Genomic DNA, 15,877 nt, shown 5'->3' with positions numbered 1-15,877 from the left:
GACGCGCTTTGCTCGCGCATGAGGAGCATACGGCGAGCGCCCGACCTTGATGAGCAAAGTGCCCCTGTTCTGGGGGCACTTGGACACCGACACGGAACCGACGGCGGGTCAGAGGCGTATCACGGCGAAAGCGACAGGCGCTCGAGGAGTCGGCGCAGCTCGGGGAAGCTCCGCGACACCGTGATCCAGAGCGTGTGCGCGTCGACACGGTCGTAGTGGTGCACGACAAAATCGCGGCTGCGGGCCGCCTGGGGCCACATCGGATCGTCGAAACGTGCTGGGTCGGCGGCGGTCAGGCGCTTCGAAAGGTCGCCGACTCGGTTGGAGAGCGCCTCGAAAGCGAGCGGCAGAGCGGGGTCACCGTCGAACTCCTCGCGTCCCCGGGCGACCAAATCGGCCGCGGCGTCGAGCGTGGCGTTCAAGTCGGCGAGCCAGCGGTCGACGCGATCGGCGCGTCTCACAGAGCGATCGCTTCGTCGAATATGGCTCGATCACGGACGGCGTCGAGCGAGCGGCGGGAGACCACGTCAACCGGCCGTTCGAACAGTGACTCCATGTCGAGTTCGAACTGAGCGAGATCGAACAGCGACGCGTCATCTTGCGGCTCGACCAGGAGATCGACGTCACTCGACGACGTCTCGTCGCCACGTGCGACTGAACCGAAGACTCGGACTGACGCGATGCGGTTGGCGCGCGCGAGGCGTTCGACGAGCGATCGGCGGCGACGGAGATCGTCGAGCAGGTGGCCTTCTCCTCGCTCGAACTCAGCTGATGAGGCACGCTCGACGCCGAGCAGGTCTGCTACGAATCGCTCGTAGGGCACGAGCACCGCCTCGGGTCGGCGGTGCGAGCCGATGATCACCGGGGCGGCATCCGCCCCGCGATCGCGGAACTCGCGAAGGACACCCGAGAGTGCGGCGCGCGCCTCAGCTACCGGCACGACCTCGGCACTGGTCGGTGCGGTCTTGGTCATGAGACCAAGAATAGTTCATCATGTACACAAAGATGTACATGATGTGCGCGCGCTCGGGCTACTCGACGAGCTCTACCCCGGCGCGCAAGCCACGCGGCATCCGCTCCAAGACGGGTGCGTGCCCACTCGTCAACCCCGCGCACGCTGCCGCCCCGTGACGTAGCGTGCCGTCTACGCGAACGGAGGCATCCATGCGCATCGTCATCGTCGGAGCGACCGGCAACATCGGCACCGCGATCCTGCGGCGACTGCACCAAGGCGGCGAAAGTCAGGGCCGCCACACGTTAGGCAGCGACATCGCCGGCCCAGGAGCGGCCGCCGACGCCCACGAGCTCGTCGGCGTCGCGCGCCGCCGCCCTGACGAGACGGTCACACCCTACGCAGGCGTCGACTGGCACGAAGCGGATGTCTCCGCGCCCGACGCCATTGAACGCCTCGCCGGCATCCTCACCGGCGCCGATGCCGTCGTGCACCTCGCCTGGCTGCTGCAGCCGAACCACCGTGAACGCGTGATGTGGGCGACCAACGTCGTCGGACTGCGCAACGTGCTGGCCGCCGCGGCATCCGCCGGCGTGCCGCACGTGATCGTGTCCTCCTCAGTGGGTGCGTACAGTCGCGGGCCGAAGGGGTCGCGCGTCGGCGAGGACTGGCCGACGGGCGGCGTGCACACCTCGCACTACAGCCGGCATAAGGCCGCCAACGAACGGGCGCTCGACGAGTTCGAGGCGAGGCATCCGCAGATCGTGGTGTCTCGCGTGCGGCCGGGGCTCGTCTTCCAGCGCGGCGCGGCGAGCGAGGTCGGGCGGCTGTTCCTCGGCGCGCACTTCCCGACGCGGTGGCTCGGGCGGATTCGAACGCCCGTGCTGCCGGTTCCCGTGCAGGTGGTGTCGCAAGCGGTGCACGCCGACGACCTCGCCGACGCGTTCGCGCGCATCATCGAGCGGCTCGCCGGCGGGGCGTTCAACATCGCGGGCGAGCCGGTGCTCGATCCCGAGGCACTCGCGGGGGTGCTCGGCGCTCGGAAGGTCATCCCGCTGCGCCTCGCGGTGCTTCGGTCGATCATGTGGGTGACGTGGAAGCTCCGCCTGCAGGCATCCGACCCGGGCTGGATCGACATCGCCACGAACGTGCCGGTGATGTCGACCGAGCGGGCGCGCTCGGTGCTCGGGTGGGAGCCCCGCCACAGTTCGACCGCGGCGCTGCGGGAGCTGCTCGATGGCCTCGGCGATGGCGCGCGGCTTCCGGCGTCGCCGCCGCTTTCGCACTGACGTGCTGTGCTGCCCTCTTGCGGAAACCCGTACCGGGATGCGAAGCAATGCAAGGCTCAGCCCTGCTGCTGCACCGGCCCCACATGCAGGAACTCCGCCGAGCTCTCGCAGGCCGGCACCGGCTCGCCGGTCGACACAGTGACGCCCGTGAAGCTGTGCGGCGGGTACACGAGGTAGTCGCTGCCCTGCACGACAGGGCAGTCGTCGAGCGGGCCGCCGTCGGGGTCGATGTTCACGGCGGTCAGGGCAGCGGCGACGGATGCCCCGGGCTCGAGTGTGAGCGTCGGCGGGTCGTCGTCGCCCACGCGGCCGGTTCGAGCGGTCAGTCGAGTCACCAGCTCAGGCTATGGCCCATGCGCCGGGCAGGTGCGGGTGGCTCGCCGACACCCGGAGCGCAACCCCGTGCGGCGGCGCGGAGGGCGAACTAGCCTGAACGCATCGATCGAGGGGACGACCATGAGCGACACCACGGGCCGCGACACCACGGGCCGCGACGACCGGGACTTCGCCGACGACGCGAACGAGCAGCAGCGCTTGCGCGCCGAGCACGCACGCGAGCTCGGCGTCGATCCGTTCTTCGAGGGGGCGAACATCACCGAGAGCGACGGCCCCGATCTCGAGGGCGGGGATGACCTCGACACGGGTGGCGGCCACCGCACGCCGCGCAACGACTGAACGGCCCGCAGCTGAGGCCGCTTCGCCGGACTAATGCCCGAGACGCCTCAACCGGAGTAACCTCCACCCATGTGGCGAACCCCCATCGTTTCGGCATTCCCGCAGCTCGTCGTCGACCTGACCGGCGCCGGCGCTGACCCACTCGCGGCATCCGCGAGCACTGGCCTCAGCACGGCCGTGCTGCCGATCATCGCGCTCGCCGCATCGCTGATCGCCGCGGTCTGCGTCGGCACGCTCATCGTCGCGTGGCTGCGCAGGCCCGAGCCGGGCAGCGCGCTGGCGGTCGTCGATCCCGAAGTCGCGGGGCTGCTGCCCGTCGGGTTCGTATCGGGCACGGCATCGAGCCGGTGGCTGCCGGCGACGGTCATGCAGCTCGCCGTCAACGGCGTCATCGCGATTCACGACCGCCGCGACATCCGCGCGCAACGCGACCCCGCCGACCTGCGCGACGGCGACGTGGGCAGCGCCGAAGACCTCCACCTCGTCTTCGACGGCGAGTATCCGCTGGCCGCTCGCGCCGACGTCGACTCCGAGGGCGCCGACGGCACGGTGAACGCGCTGCTCTCGCCCGGGCTCTCGAGCGGCTCGCGCAGGCTCGAGCGCGGCGCGAGCGTCGACGTCGACCGGGTCGTGCAGAACAACGGGCAGCTGCTCGCCGTCACGCGAGACGGGTTCCGCGACGCGGCCGACTGGTACCGCGAGCGGCGCCCGGCCGCGCGCTTCCGTGCGGCCACGTTCGGGGGCGGAGTCGGAATCGTGCTGGGCTTCGTCAGCCTCGGGCTTCCCGACGACCCCTCGAAATCGATCGCCTGGAGCGCGATCGTCATCGGCGCCGTTGCGCTCGGGTTCCGGATGCTCCTGCCCCGGTTGATCCCGCTGAATGCGGCCGGACTCGAGCTGCGCGATCGGGCGAATCGGCGGCGCGAGTCCGTGGCGAACGCGGACTTCTCGACGCTCGCCGCGGGGGAGCAGCTGCTGCCGTGGGCGGTGCTGTTCGACGAGGCATCCGTGATTCACCGTTTCGCCGAGGTCGCGGCGAAGACTGGCACCGCACCGGCCTGGTACCGCTCGACCGCGCCGATCTCGGCGGAGCGCCTCGCGTCGTGCCTCGCGATCGTCGCCCGCGAGCTGGCGCAGCCGATCAGGGTGGGCGGCGGGCTGCTGCAGCGGCGCGACGACTCCCGATTCGGGGTGCCGCTGCTCTTCGACCACGGGGGGTGGGGCGGGGGATATCTCGCAGGCGGCGGTGCGACCGCGTTCGGCGACGGGGGCGGCGGCGGCTTCGTCGACGGCGGTGGCGGCTTCGATGGCGGTGGTGGTTTCAGCGGCGGCTTCGACGGCGGCGGGTTCGGTGGCGACGGTGGTGGTGGTGGCGGCTGAGCCCGCAGCTGAGCCGGCAACGGCAGGGGGAGCCGCCACGCCGCATCAGGAGTAGCCTGTGCCCCACACGCGCAAAGGGGGAACACCGATGCCGTACTTCATCATCGAGCGCAACTACGCCGAAGACGTTCCGGTGCCGCTCGAGGCCGCCGCCGACATCAACCTCATCAACGATGAAGAAGACGTGCGGTGGCTCTACTCCTTCCTGTCGGTCGACCGTCGCAAGAGCTACTGCCTCTACGAGGCGGCGTCGATGGAGGCGATCCGCGCGGCGGCCGTGCGCGCCGGCATGCCCGCCGACGTCATCACCGAAGTCGACGGTCGCATGATGCCGACCGGCAACCTCGCCGCGGTGAGCTAACCGCCCGCGAGCCCGCCGCCCGCGAGCCCGTGCTCGCGCGCGAACATCGCCGCCTGCGTGCGATTGACCGCACCGGTCTTCGTGAGGATGTTGCGCACGTGGTTCGCCGCCGTGTGCTCGCTGATCACGAGCGCCGCGGCGATGTCGCGATTGCTGCGCCCCTCGGCGATGAGCCCGATGACCTCCCGTTCCCGATCGGTGAGCCCGCCGGCAAGGCGAGCGGATGCCGCCCCGCCGACGCCGAGTGATCGCATCACTCGCACCAGGCCAGCGGGCTCGGCGATCGCCAGTGCGCGGCTCGCGAGCGCCTGCGCGGCGGGCGAGGCGGGATCGGACCGGCGTAGGTGAGCGGCCTTCGCCGCGAGCGCCTCCGCGACGTGCAGCGGTGCCTCGGCGCGCTCGGCGAGGTCGAGGGCTGCGTCGAAGCGCTCGATCGGCGAACCGGTGCCGCAGAGCGACTCGATCTCGCCGAGATAGCAGTCGGCGCCGCCGAAGAGGGCGACGAACATGCCCGACATGAGGTTCAGCCCGGCATACTCCTCGAGCCACGGATGCAGGCGCTCGGCCGCCGCGCGGTCGCCGAGCCGAAGCGCGGCCTCGGCCATGAACGCGAGACGCGCGGGCCAGTCGCTCGAGTCGGCCGCGTCGGGGCCGCTGTGCTCGAGCATCCAATCGAGCAGGCGCTGTGCGGGGCTGTCGAGTTCGAGCTCGGTGTAGATCGCGAGCAGTCCGGGCGCCCAGCGGTCGGCCGGTGACTCCTCGCCGGTGATGAGGCCGCGCAAGCGCTCGAGCCCGCCCGACTCGCGGCGCACCATGTAGCTCTGCACCGCGCTCGCCGTGGAGGTCGCATCGCCCCGGAACGCGGTCTCCTGACGCTGCGCGCGCCGGCACGCGGTTGCAGCCTCGTCGAGGCGGCCCGCGACGAATGCCCTCGCGTAGCGCAGGCACGCGTCCCAGTACTCCCAGTGCCGCCCCCAACGCCGGTTGACCTCGACGAGATCGCGCTCCGACTCGTCCATTCCGGCGCGATCACCGGTTAGGTACGAGAGCCCCGCGCGCCACAGGGCCGCGGCGCCGAGCCACTCCGTGCCGACCGGTCGAACCAGTCGGGTCAGCTCTGTCGTGCGCGCGAGCCGCTTCGTGAGCTCACGAGGTCGGAGCGTCAGTGTCGCCGTCGCGCGGAGGTTCGCGGCGAGCACCTGGGCGTCGCCGTGGCCGCGGGCGAGGGCGACTGCTCGGTCGCCGATGCGCTCACCCTCGTCGACCGCGCCGGTGAATGCGGTCGCGCGCGCGAGCGAGCCGAGTGCCTCGATGTACAGCGGATCGCCGTCGTCGTGCGGAATCCCCGCGAGTGCCGACGACAGCAGGTCGAGCGCGCGATGGCCTGGCAGGCCCGGCCGCCACGAGGCATCCTCGAACCTGATCGCCGCACGAAGACGCAGCCGCGGCGTGCCCGCGGCGAGCACCTGCTCGCAGATCGCGCGCGATCTCGCGGTGTCGGCCGCGAGATCCCAATTGTCGGCCGCCCGCAGCAGCAGCTCGGCTCGCTCGTCGGTGTCGGGCGAGATCTCGGCCGCGTGCTCGAACAGGCGACCGGAGTCCTCGTAGGCGAAGCGGCCCTCGGCGAGTTCGGCGGCCCGGGTGAGGTAGGTGACGGCACGGTCGCCGAACCCCAGGGCCCGCGCGGCGGTGTAGTGGTAGGCGAGCCTCTGGATCAACCGGGGCGCGGTCGGGAAGTCCGCCTCGAGCACTTGCGCGATCCGGGCGTGCGTGCGCAGCACCAGCGCGTTCGGGATGAGCTCGATGACCGCCTGGCGCGCGATCGCGTGCGGGAACCGGTAGCGGTCGCCCGCCTCGCGCGGCGCCTCGATCAGGCCGGCGCGCGCCGCCGCATCCAGCGCCTCGAGCGTGACATCGACGGATGTCTCGCTGATGCCGATCATCTCGCCCGCATCGACCTCCTGGCCGAGCACGGCCGCGAGCTGCAGCACCGTTCGCTGCGCGGGGTCGAGCAGCGCGATGCGCGATCTCACCAGATCGCCGGCGGAGTCGGGCAGCTCGATGACGCGGCGGCTGCCCTGCCGCTCGGCCTCGACGACCGGGCGCCACATCGCCCGCAGCAGGAACGGGTTGCCGCCCGTGAGCTCGCGCAGCACCTCGGCCGACTCGCGAGCGCCGGCGCGCGAGATGCCGGCGCGGATCTCGACGTAGTCGGCGATCTCCTCAACGGTGAAGGGAACGAGTTCGACGCGGTGCACCCCGGTCAGTCGGGTGAGCGGTGCAAGGGAATCGGCGAGCGTGTCGGAGCGGTCGGGGGGCGAGTTGCGCAGGGTGCCGAGCAGCAGCACGCGGGCATCGGTCGTGCCCTCGACGACCCGGCCGAGCAGCTGCACCGCCGCCGGCCCCGCCCAGTGCAGGTCGTCGAGCGCCAGCACGAGCGGGCGGCTCGTCGCGGCCGCGCGCAGCACCTCGACCACCGCGGCGAACACGCGCTCCTGGCCGATCGAGCGGTCCGCGGCATCCTGACCGGTGCGTTCGAGCACGCGTTCGAGCAACTCGACCGTTTCGACAGCGGATGCCTCGGCGGCATCCTCTCGGTACGCGGGCAGCAGCACGCGCAGGGGCTCGTCGAACGGCTCGAACGGCGCCCCGAACTCCTGGATGCACGAGCCCGTGAGCACCGCCGCGCCGTCGGCGCTCAGCCGGGTGCAGACCTCGCTCACGAGCCGCGACTTGCCAGAGCCCGCCTCGCCGCTCACGAAGACCGCGCGGCCGGCGCCCGCGAGCGCATCGGTCCACGCCGCGTCGAGCGCGGCGACCTCTTCGTGTCGAGCGACGAACGGTGGCTGGCCGGAGGTCGTCCAACCCGCCGGCAGCGCCGGGGCGGACCATTCCCGCATCCCCTCACGATAGTGCGAGCCCGTGCGCGCGGCGATGACCCGAATTGACTACGCCCGCGTACGCGCGAAGATGGGCGGCCCTCGTCATGTGGCGCGCTCGCGCCCTTTCTACCGTGAGGCCAGCGGCGCTCGTTCAGGAGCCCGCATCACGGAAGGACAAGGATCATGAACGTTCGCGCGTTCCTCGTCGTCCCGGCCGTTCTGGCCGTGGGCGTGCTGGCCGGATGCGGCCAGACCGACGGCGGCGCGGGTGCCGGCGCCGGATCGACCCAGGTGAAGATGTCGTCGACGGAGGTGTGCCACCTGCCCGCGTACATCCGCGACCGGGCTCCCGAAGGGCTCTGCACCGAAACCGAGGTGGTCGACGACGACCTGTCGCCGACGACCGGCAAGTGACTCGGGGAGGTGAACCCCGTCAGCCCAGGGACCCAACGAACTCGCGCAGGCGTGCCGCGAGTTCGTCGGGCACCTCGGCGGCCGTGAAGTGGCCGCCCTGCGGCAGGCGGTCGAACACGCGCAGGTCGAGGTAGTGCCGGCGAGCGAGCGACTCGGGATACGCCGCCTCGTGCCGCTGGATGAACACCGCCGCGGGCACCGAGGTCGGCGGAATCGGGTCGGGCTGGTCGGCGCCCTCGAAGTACGGGCGGAACGACGACCCGATCGTCTGGGTGACCCAGTAGATCATCGCCTCAGTGAGGATCTGCTCGCGCGAGATGCGCCGCTCGACCGCGCGCGGATCGCCCGGCGGCGTGTCGCTCCACTCCACGAGCTTCTCGGCCAGCCAGGCGAGCAGCCCGGCGGGGGAGTCGTTGAGCGCCGTGGCGAGCGTGTCGGGCCGGGTCGCCTGCACGTGCCCGTAGGCGCCGTCGGTCTCGTGCCGCTCGGCGAGCCCGGCGAAGAACGCGACTTCGCCCGATTCAGTGAGGGCGGCGCGCTCGTCGCTCGTGGGAAAGTGCGCGTGCGTGGCGACGATGCCGGCGACGTGGCCGGGGTAGCTCGCCGCGATGAGGTCGCTCACGTTGGCCGTGACGTCTTCGCCGTAAGTGATGTATCGCTCGTAGCCGAGCACCTCGGTCATGAGTGCGTGCATCGTCGCGGCGAGCCGTCGCTCCGACATCGGGCCCTCGGCGTAGGGCGACGAGAATGCGAAGCCCGGCAGGCTCGCGACCACGACATCGAAGTCGGGCAGGCGGTCGGCGAACTCGAGCTGCAGTGCGAAGGTGTGCGGCCAGCCGTGCATGATGAGCACCGCCGGGGCATCCGCTCGCCCTGATCGCCGGTGCACGAAGTGCACGGCCGCGTCGTCGATCTGCGCGATGAACTGCGGATGCCCGTTGAGCCACGACTCGCGGGCGCGCCAGTCCCAGTCGATCCACTCGTCGATGAGCTCGCGCAGGTATGCCGAGCTCATGCCCGAGGGCGGCTTGCGCGGCGAGTCGTCGAGCAAGCGGGTGCGAGCGAGGCGGGCGCGCAGATCGTCGACGACTTCATCGGAAACGTGGAGTTCGAACCGCTGCACTGCAGTCATGCAGCGACGGTAGCGGGTGCCTCCGACAGTGCCGGCACAGTGCGGCAGGCAGGCAGGCAGGCAGGCAGGCAGGCAGGCAGGTGCGGTGCGATGCCGCGGCGGCCCGCGGCATCCGCTCGATTCACTCGCCGAGCACGCCCTCGGGATCGCGCACGACCACGCGCGCGTGCCCGTCGGGCGCCAGCCCCACGAGCGTCGGCGCCGTCGCGAACACGGGCTTCGACCCGTCGCCGACCCGGGTCACGCCCGAGAAGTCGAGCACGAGGCATCCCTCGTCGCTCACGAAGGGGGAGAGACGGGTGAGCACCTCCTCGGCGCCGGCGAAGAAGATCTCGCCGCGCAGCATGGCCACGGTGTCGGCGCCGTCGCGCTTGAGCGACGCGATCGGCGAGAGGGGTGCGCCGTGGTGCTGCAGCATGTGCAGGCCGTGGCGTTCCGACAGCAGTTCGAGCGTCGCGACGCCGCGCACGCTGTTGCCGCGCTCGTCGAGGCGGGGGCTGAACGTGCCGATGCCGAACTGCCCGGGCTGCACCGCCACGATGCCGCCGCCGACGCCGCTCTTCGCCGGCAGTCCGACGCGCACGAGCCAGTCGCCCGACGCGTCGTACATGCCGCAGCTCGTCATGACGGCCATGGTCCAGCGGGCGGCGTCTTCGCTGATCACGCGTTCGCCCGTCACCGGGTTCACGCCGCCGGTCGCGAGCGTCGCGGCCATGATCGCGAGGTCGCGGGCGTTCACGGTGAGCGAGCACTGGCGGAAGTAGGCGGTCGTCGCCACCTCGGCCGTCGACGCGAGCGTGCCCGCCGAGCGGGTCAGGTAGGCGAGCGCCCGGTTGCGGTCGCCGGTGGATGCCTCGGAGGTGAACACGTCGTCGTCGACCGTGAGGTCGCGGCCCGCGAAGCGCTCGAGTCCCGCGCGCACCAGGGCGAACTTCTCCTCGGCCGTATCGCCGCGCATGAGGGAGGTCGTCACGATCGCGCCGGCATTGATCATCGGGTTCAGGGGGCGGCCGGATGTCGCTTCGAGACTGATGGCGTTGAACGGCTCGCCGCTCGGCTCGAGGCCGACATGCCGGGTCACCTCGGCGAGACCGAGCGCGTCGACCGCGAGCGCGAACACGAAGGGCTTCGACACCGACTGGATCGTGAACTCGGCGTCGCTGTCGCCGGTTTCGTGCACCACGCCGTGGGTGCTGACGAGCGCTGCGCCGAGCCGCTCGGGGTCGACCATCGCGAGCTCGGGGATGTAGGAGGCGACCGCGCCGGTGCTCAGCGCTCGCACATCGTCGAGCACCGACTCGAGCATGTGACGAACCGGGTCCCGCAGTTGGCCGGCCATGGGGTCAGCCTAGGAGGTCGGGGTGCGCGGGGGTAGGGGGTGTTGTCGCCGCGGCGCTGCGCGCCGCGGCGCTGCGCGCCGGGTCGCTGGCTCGCCGCGTCACTGCGTCGCCGCGTCGCCGCCCTACCCGTCGAGCGCGTCGAGGTCGACCGTGATCTCGTCGCCCTGACCGACGCCCTCGGCCTTCAGCACCGCCTTCTTGATCGGCAGCGCGTAGGTGTCGCCGCTGGGAAAGATCGAGGTGCTCCACGTCGTGCCGCCGATCGTCGCGATCACGCGCACGGAGCCGAAGCCACGAGGCATCCGCGGCCGGTCTGAGATGTCGGCGCTCGGCTCGGGCGGAACGTCGACGAAGAACCAGTTCCTGCGCGCCGACCATTCGTAGATCTCGGCGGTGAAGCGGATACGCATGCCGCGATGCTACCCGCGGCCGCGCCGCGGCGCTCAGTTCGCGGGCGCGTACCGGGCCAGCGTGATGCCCGTCGACGTCGCGAGACTGCTCACGAGTCGCAGCTGCTGGTGCACTCCCTCGAACATGCGCTGGCCGCTGCCGAGCAGCACCGGATGGATGATCAGCACGTACTCGTCGATGAGCCTCGCCGACGCGAGAGCGCGCACGAGCTCGCCGCTGCCGAGGATCGAGAGGTCACCGGCATCCCCCGCCTTGAGCTCGGCGACCGTCTCGACGGCGTCGCCCGCGACGACGGTGGAGTTCTGCCAACCGAGTTCGAGTGAGGGGTCGCGGGTCACGACGAACTTCTCGGTGGTGTTGAGGTGCTCGGTGAAGGGGTTGCCGTCGGTCTGGTGGGGCCAGAAGGCCTCCATGTGGTCGTAGGTGCGGTGGCCGAAGAGCATGGCGCCGGTGTTCGCCATGCCCTCGGCCATCTCGGCGCCGAGCTCGGGGTCGCTGCTGCCACCGAGCGCCCAGCCGCCGAGGGTGAAGCCGCCGCGGGTGTCTTCGTCGGCAGACAAGGGCGCCTGCATGACGCCGTCGAGCGAGATGTTGTTCGTCACGGAGATCTTGCGCATGTTCGTGCCCCTTCACTGCGAGTTCCTGCGTGTTCCTGCGTGTTCCTGCGAGCGGATGGTTCCATGGTTGCCGAATGGGTCGAAGCTGGGAAGGGGATCTTGTCGGCCGGTTCTCTGCGGCTTCGACTCGTCCTCCACAGGCGCACTTAAGCGCGGGTTTTCCACAGGCTGATCTGGGGTTTCCGAGCGCAGCGGATGTCGGTGGGTGGCACGAGAATCAATGCATGAACGAAACCCGCGCCCTGCTCGAGCAGCTCTGCTCGACGCTCGTCGACGCGCGGCGATTCGATGATGCCGTGCGCTGCTCCGACGACGAATTGCTGACGATTACCGGCGTGATCGAACGCCTCGGCCGGCTCGTCGATGCGCGCCGGGTGGCCTACGCCGGTGAGATCGGCGAGCGGTCGCGCGTCGAGCTGGGCAGCGAGCGGTTGTCGTCGCGCAAAGGGTGCCGTTCCGCGGCAGAGCTCGTCGAGCGGGTCACCCAGGTCTCGAGCGCCGAGGCCCGGCGTCGACTCGCTTTGGGGGCCGCGACTCGGCCGCGCCAGGGGTTCACCGGTGAGGTGCTCGAGCCGCGGTTTCCGCATGTGGCGGCCGCCCTCGCCGCGGGCGATCTCGGGGTCGATGCGGCAAGCACGACGGCCCGCGAACTCGAGCGCGGTCGCAGCGTCGCCGACCCCGCCGCGGTCGATGCGGCCGAACGCGCGCTCGTCGCCGAGGCCACCGGCCGGGGTGACGGTGCCCCGGTGCGGTGCACCGCCGACGAGCTGCTCGTGCAGGCGCGGGCGTGGGCGACCTTTCTCGACCAAGACGGGCCCGAGCCCGACGACGAGCGCGCCATGCGTCGCCGCGGAGTGCGGCTCGGCCGCCCGCGCGACGGGCTCGTTCCGCTGACCGGCGAGCTCATGCCAGAGGTCGCGGCCAAGCTCGTGCGCCTCTTCGACGCGCACCTGTCGCCGCGTTCGGGCGGCGGCTTTCTCACCGATGCCCAGCGTGCCGACCTCGCCGTGCAGGCCGAGACCCGCACCGGCGAGCAGCAACGCCACGACGTGCTCGCCGCGGTGATCGACACCGCGGCGCGCTCGGGCGAGCATCCGTCGATCGGGGGCGCCGCGCCGACCGTGCTCGTGAGCGTGCGGGCGCGCGACCTCGAGGCCGGTCGCGGCGCTGCGCATGCCGACGGTCTCGACGTGCCGATCTCGCTGCGTGCCGCGCGGCACATGATGTGCACCGGCGGCGTGCAGACCGTCGTGCTCGACGACGCGGGCAGCATCATGCAGCTCGGCTCGCCCGAGCGCTGTTTCACCGCGCACCAACGGCGGGCGATCACGCTGCGCGACGGCGGTTGCCTGATTCCGGGATGCACCGTGCCCGCCGCCTGGTGCGAGATCCACCACGTCGTGCCCGACGCCGAAGGCGGCCCGACGCATCCCGACAACGGCGCCCTGCTCTGCTGGTTCCACCACCGCACGATCGACACCTCGGGCTGGGGCATCCGTATGATCCGCGGGGTGCCGCACGTGAGGCCACCCGCGTGGCTCGATCCCGGCGGAGGCTGGCGTGTCGTCACCAAGTCGCCGACGAGGCTCGCCGACCGGCACGACGTCGCGACTCCGCGCGCCGCGTGATGGGATCGGCCACTCGGGCGGGGTCTTGCCGCGGCATCCGTCAAGTCGTAGGGTCGCGTGCGACTGCTCCATTCATCGATGATCGGAGTCGACATGCCCGCCACTGCGCTTCCCTCGAGCGGCGATGAGCCCGGCCGCACGCCCGGTCGCGCGCCCGGCCGCGAGCCCGGCCGCACGCCCGGCACACCTGGCCCGGCGCCCGGCACGGCGAAGACCTGCGACGCGAGCGGCATGGCCGAGATCCACCGGTTCTTCCGCGCCGGGTTCGGTGAGAGCCGGGCGCTCGTCGAGGGTGTCGCCGAGTCGGATGCCGCGCACGCCGACGTCGTCGGCGACCACCTCGAGCTGCTCTCGGTCGGCTTGCACGCCCACCACGAGGGCGAAGACACCATGCTGTGGGGCACGCTCGAGACCCGGGCGCCGTCGTGCGCCGTGCACGTCGCCCGCATGAAGGAGCAGCATGCCGCGCTGCTCGTGCACCTCAACGAGCTCGACGCGGCACTTCCCGCGTGGCGCGCGAGCGGCCGATCTGCGGATGCCGCGGGCGTGCTCTTCGCACTCGACGGCATCACGGCCGCGCTCGCCGCGCACCTGCCCGATGAAGAGGCGAACATCGTGCCGGTCATGGAGGTGACGCTCACGCCGAAAGAGATCGATGCGCTTTCCGAACACGGGCGCAAGGCGACGCCGAAGGGCAAGACCTTCGAGCAACTCGGTGCGATCCTCGCCGCACAGCCCGATGGCGGCGTCGAGTGGCAGCGCGCGCACCTGCCCGGCCCGGTGCGGCTCATCTGGCGCCTGATCGGCAAGCCGAAGTACGAGGCGAACCGAGCGGCGCTGACGGGTCGCGCGCGGCGGTGACGGGGCCGCGAGGCTCCTCTCGACGACGAAGTCCGATTCCCGCGCTCGACACGGTCGTCGCCCGCGGCGATCGGGGCGATGATGGAGCCATGTCCCGACGCCACGCGACCCTGACGACGCCACTCGGCGATCTGCTGGTCGTCGCAGACGGCGACGCGCTCGTCGGCATCTACTTCCCCGAGCACTGGCATCCGCCGGTCGCGGGCTCGATCGGGGTCGAGGTCGTCGCCCGCGATGACGAGCTCATCACGCGACTCGGGGTCGAGCTCGACGAGTACCTCGCGGGCGGGCGCACGACGTTCGACGTGCCGACGGCGCCCACTGGCGATGAGTTCCAGCACGCGGTGTGGGCGATGCTCCGCGACATCCCGCACGGCGCGACGACGAGTTACGGCGAGCTCGCGGCCCGTCTCGGCGACCGCAACCTCGCCCGCCGGGTCGGCAGTGCCGTCGGGCGCAACCCGCTCAGCATCATCGTGCCGTGCCACCGGGTCGTCGGGGCCGACGGGTCGCTCACCGGCTACGCCGGCGGTCTCGAACGCAAGCGATTCCTGCTCGAACTCGAGGGTGCGCCGGTCGTCGCGCAGGCGAGGCTCTTCTAGCCGCAAACTCGGCGCTGTCGGTTCTGCCGAACGGTCGTCGCGGACGCACCGCGGCTAGTCCGGCTGCACCGCGTCGCCGACGGCGATCGAGCCTCCCGACACCGGCACCATGAGCACGCCGAACCAGGTCTGGCCGCTCCAGCGGCGATGCTTCGCGAGCGTGCGAATCGGCTCCTTGCCGCGCGCGAGCGTCTCGGGGTCGATGAGGGTCATCACGCAGCGATCGCACACCTTCGTGATGCGGAACCGCACCTCGCCGAGCTCGACGAACGGCCAGGCGTCTTCGGCGAACGGCTCATCGCCGTCGATCACGATGTTCGGCCGGAACCGCAGCATGTCGAGCGGCGACGTCGACTCGTCGGTCCAGGCGTCGAGCTGGGCGAGGGATGCCTCGCTCGCGAGCAGCACCGGGCCGGCATCCGCCAGCGACAGCCGATCGTCGGGCAGGCCGCCGTTGCGCGGGTTGACCGTGCGCTCGCGGGGGTCGGGCTGCCACACGAGTCGCGCGTCGATGCCGAGCCGTGCGCTCAGCCACGCATCGGCTTCGGCGCCCGCGGGCAGGGCCGTGCCCTGGCGCGAATGACCGACGATGATCGGTTCGGCATCCGTCGGCCGGTCGACGCGAAGCGGGTCGCCGGCGCCGGGCCTGCGTTCACCGAGCAGGAGGCCGCCGTCGGCGAGCGGCTCGGCCGTCAGGGAGAGCAGCCCGTTCCGCTCGCGAGCCGTCACGGGGGCACCGGATGCATCGACGACACCCCAGCGCCGGTCGCCGGCGAGACCCCACGGCAGCACCTCGGCCGAATCGACGTCGTATCCGGCGAAGGACTTCACCGGATAGACCCGGAGGCGTGTGACCTGCATCCGTGAATGCTAGCGAAACGTCGTTGGAGCGCGCTGTCGGTAGCCCGCGCTGTCGGAGCCGGCACTGTCGGTGGTCGGTGGGAACCTGCGCGCATGGCAACGCATGAGCATCTCATTCCGCTGAGCATCGATTACATCGAGATCCCGGTCACCGACATGGCCGCCGCGCAGGCGTTCTACGGCGCGGCCTTCGGCTGGCAGTTCACCTCGTACGGCGCCGAGTACGCGGGCATCCGCACGACCGCCGAAGCCGACGGCGAAGAGGCCGGCGGCCTCGCGCTCGCCGCAGAGGTCACGAGGGGCGGCCCGCTCGTGCTGCTCTTCAGCGACGATCTCGACGCCACGGTCGCGGCCGTCACCGCCGCGGGCGGCGAGGTGGTCAACGGCCCCTACGAGTTCCCCGGCGGCCGGCGCTTCCACTTCACCGATCCGAGCGGCAATGAGCTCGGGGTCTGGGCCACGCAGTAGCGGC

The 15,877-nt window shown here is 71.4% G+C and carries 18 protein-coding genes; 9 read left to right on the top strand and 9 right to left on the bottom strand.

The window, feature by feature from the left end:
- Positions 1 to 119 precede the first annotated feature (119 nt).
- Both DCE93_RS12500 and DCE93_RS12495 read right to left on the bottom strand, forming a co-directional pair.
- Positions 120 to 422, bottom strand: a complete 303-nt coding sequence (locus DCE93_RS12500) for a HepT-like ribonuclease domain-containing protein (protein ID WP_146185001.1) — start codon at positions 420 to 422, stop codon at positions 120 to 122.
- Between the two features lie 35 nt (positions 423 to 457).
- The gene (locus DCE93_RS12495) at positions 458 to 973 is read right to left on the bottom strand and encodes a nucleotidyltransferase domain-containing protein (protein ID WP_108596164.1); all 516 of its coding nucleotides are present in this window, start codon (positions 971 to 973) and stop codon (positions 458 to 460) included.
- Positions 974 to 1,164: 191 nt separating this feature from the next.
- On the opposite strand from DCE93_RS12495, the gene DCE93_RS12490 reads away from it, so the two are divergent.
- Positions 1,165 to 2,241, top strand: coding sequence for an NAD-dependent epimerase/dehydratase family protein (locus tag DCE93_RS12490; protein ID WP_108596163.1), 1,077 nt, complete (start codon positions 1,165 to 1,167; stop codon positions 2,239 to 2,241).
- Positions 2,242 to 2,297: 56 nt separating this feature from the next.
- Here DCE93_RS12490 and DCE93_RS12485 read toward each other — a convergent pair whose 3' ends face one another.
- Positions 2,298 to 2,576, bottom strand: coding sequence for a DUF4232 domain-containing protein (locus DCE93_RS12485; protein WP_146185000.1), 279 nt, complete (start codon positions 2,574 to 2,576; stop codon positions 2,298 to 2,300).
- Between the two features lie 121 nt (positions 2,577 to 2,697).
- On the opposite strand from DCE93_RS12485, the gene DCE93_RS12480 reads away from it, so the two are divergent.
- From DCE93_RS12480 to DCE93_RS12470, 3 genes are all read left to right on the top strand, one after another.
- A complete protein-coding gene (locus tag DCE93_RS12480) occupies positions 2,698 to 2,916 on the top strand; it encodes a hypothetical protein (protein ID WP_108596161.1) in 219 nt (72 codons plus the stop codon).
- A gap of 69 nt (positions 2,917 to 2,985) precedes the next feature.
- Positions 2,986 to 4,296, top strand: coding sequence for a hypothetical protein (locus tag DCE93_RS14700; RefSeq protein WP_108596160.1), 1,311 nt, complete (start codon positions 2,986 to 2,988; stop codon positions 4,294 to 4,296).
- 88 nt (positions 4,297 to 4,384) lie between these two features.
- On the top strand, positions 4,385 to 4,657 hold the full coding sequence (locus tag DCE93_RS12470) for a DUF4242 domain-containing protein (RefSeq protein WP_108596159.1): 273 nt from the start codon (positions 4,385 to 4,387) through the stop codon (positions 4,655 to 4,657).
- Here the strand turns inward: DCE93_RS12470 and DCE93_RS12465 are convergent.
- Positions 4,654 to 7,557 (bottom strand): ATP-binding protein, encoded by a 2,904-nt coding sequence (locus DCE93_RS12465; RefSeq protein ID WP_108596158.1) that lies wholly within the window; start codon positions 7,555 to 7,557, stop codon positions 4,654 to 4,656. The genes DCE93_RS12470 and DCE93_RS12465 overlap by 4 nt on opposite strands.
- Before the next feature lie 165 nt (positions 7,558 to 7,722).
- On the opposite strand from DCE93_RS12465, the gene DCE93_RS12460 reads away from it, so the two are divergent.
- Positions 7,723 to 7,953: a hypothetical protein gene (locus tag DCE93_RS12460; protein WP_108596157.1), complete on the top strand. Its 231-nt coding sequence runs from the start codon at positions 7,723 to 7,725 to the stop codon at positions 7,951 to 7,953.
- Positions 7,954 to 7,972: 19 nt separating this feature from the next.
- Here DCE93_RS12460 and DCE93_RS12455 read toward each other — a convergent pair whose 3' ends face one another.
- The 4 genes from DCE93_RS12455 to DCE93_RS12440 all read right to left on the bottom strand — a co-directional run bounded on the left by DCE93_RS12455 (position 7,973) and on the right by DCE93_RS12440 (position 11,453).
- Complete coding sequence (locus DCE93_RS12455; protein ID WP_108596156.1) at positions 7,973 to 9,085, bottom strand: epoxide hydrolase family protein; 1,113 nt, start codon at positions 9,083 to 9,085, stop codon at positions 7,973 to 7,975.
- Positions 9,086 to 9,206: 121 nt separating this feature from the next.
- Complete coding sequence (gene glsA / locus DCE93_RS12450) at positions 9,207 to 10,424, bottom strand: glutaminase A (RefSeq protein ID WP_108596155.1); 1,218 nt, start codon at positions 10,422 to 10,424, stop codon at positions 9,207 to 9,209.
- 123 nt (positions 10,425 to 10,547) lie between these two features.
- Positions 10,548 to 10,835 carry a DUF1905 domain-containing protein gene (locus DCE93_RS12445; protein WP_108596154.1) on the bottom strand — a complete coding sequence of 96 codons (288 nt, stop codon included), beginning with the start codon at positions 10,833 to 10,835 and terminating at the stop codon, positions 10,548 to 10,550.
- Positions 10,836 to 10,868: 33 nt separating this feature from the next.
- Complete coding sequence (locus DCE93_RS12440; RefSeq protein WP_108596153.1) at positions 10,869 to 11,453, bottom strand: dihydrofolate reductase family protein; 585 nt, start codon at positions 11,451 to 11,453, stop codon at positions 10,869 to 10,871.
- A gap of 224 nt (positions 11,454 to 11,677) precedes the next feature.
- Here DCE93_RS12440 and DCE93_RS12435 point away from each other — a divergent pair, with 224 nt between their 5' ends.
- From DCE93_RS12435 to DCE93_RS12425, 3 genes are all read left to right on the top strand, one after another.
- Positions 11,678 to 13,081, top strand: a complete 1,404-nt coding sequence (locus tag DCE93_RS12435) for an HNH endonuclease signature motif containing protein (protein ID WP_168186225.1) — start codon at positions 11,678 to 11,680, stop codon at positions 13,079 to 13,081.
- Between the two features lie 93 nt (positions 13,082 to 13,174).
- The gene (locus DCE93_RS12430; protein WP_108596769.1) at positions 13,175 to 13,942 is read left to right on the top strand and encodes a hemerythrin domain-containing protein; all 768 of its coding nucleotides are present in this window, start codon (positions 13,175 to 13,177) and stop codon (positions 13,940 to 13,942) included.
- Positions 13,943 to 14,031: 89 nt separating this feature from the next.
- Positions 14,032 to 14,544 (top strand): methylated-DNA--[protein]-cysteine S-methyltransferase, encoded by a 513-nt coding sequence (locus DCE93_RS12425; protein ID WP_108596151.1) that lies wholly within the window; start codon positions 14,032 to 14,034, stop codon positions 14,542 to 14,544.
- Between the two features lie 54 nt (positions 14,545 to 14,598).
- Here DCE93_RS12425 and DCE93_RS12420 read toward each other — a convergent pair whose 3' ends face one another.
- Positions 14,599 to 15,405, bottom strand: a complete 807-nt coding sequence (locus DCE93_RS12420; RefSeq protein ID WP_108596150.1) for an MOSC domain-containing protein — start codon at positions 15,403 to 15,405, stop codon at positions 14,599 to 14,601.
- Positions 15,406 to 15,498: 93 nt separating this feature from the next.
- Between DCE93_RS12420 and DCE93_RS12415 the strand changes: the two genes are divergently transcribed.
- Positions 15,499 to 15,873 (top strand): VOC family protein, encoded by a 375-nt coding sequence (locus DCE93_RS12415; RefSeq protein ID WP_108596149.1) that lies wholly within the window; start codon positions 15,499 to 15,501, stop codon positions 15,871 to 15,873.
- Positions 15,874 to 15,877 lie beyond the last annotated feature (4 nt).

Origin of the sequence: Agromyces badenianii, from assembly GCF_003070885.1 — a bacterium.
GTDB classification, from domain to species: domain Bacteria; phylum Actinomycetota; class Actinomycetes; order Actinomycetales; family Microbacteriaceae; genus Agromyces; species Agromyces badenianii.
Note: the sequence above shows the minus strand (reverse complement) of the source record. Positions and strands in the feature narration are given on the sequence as shown.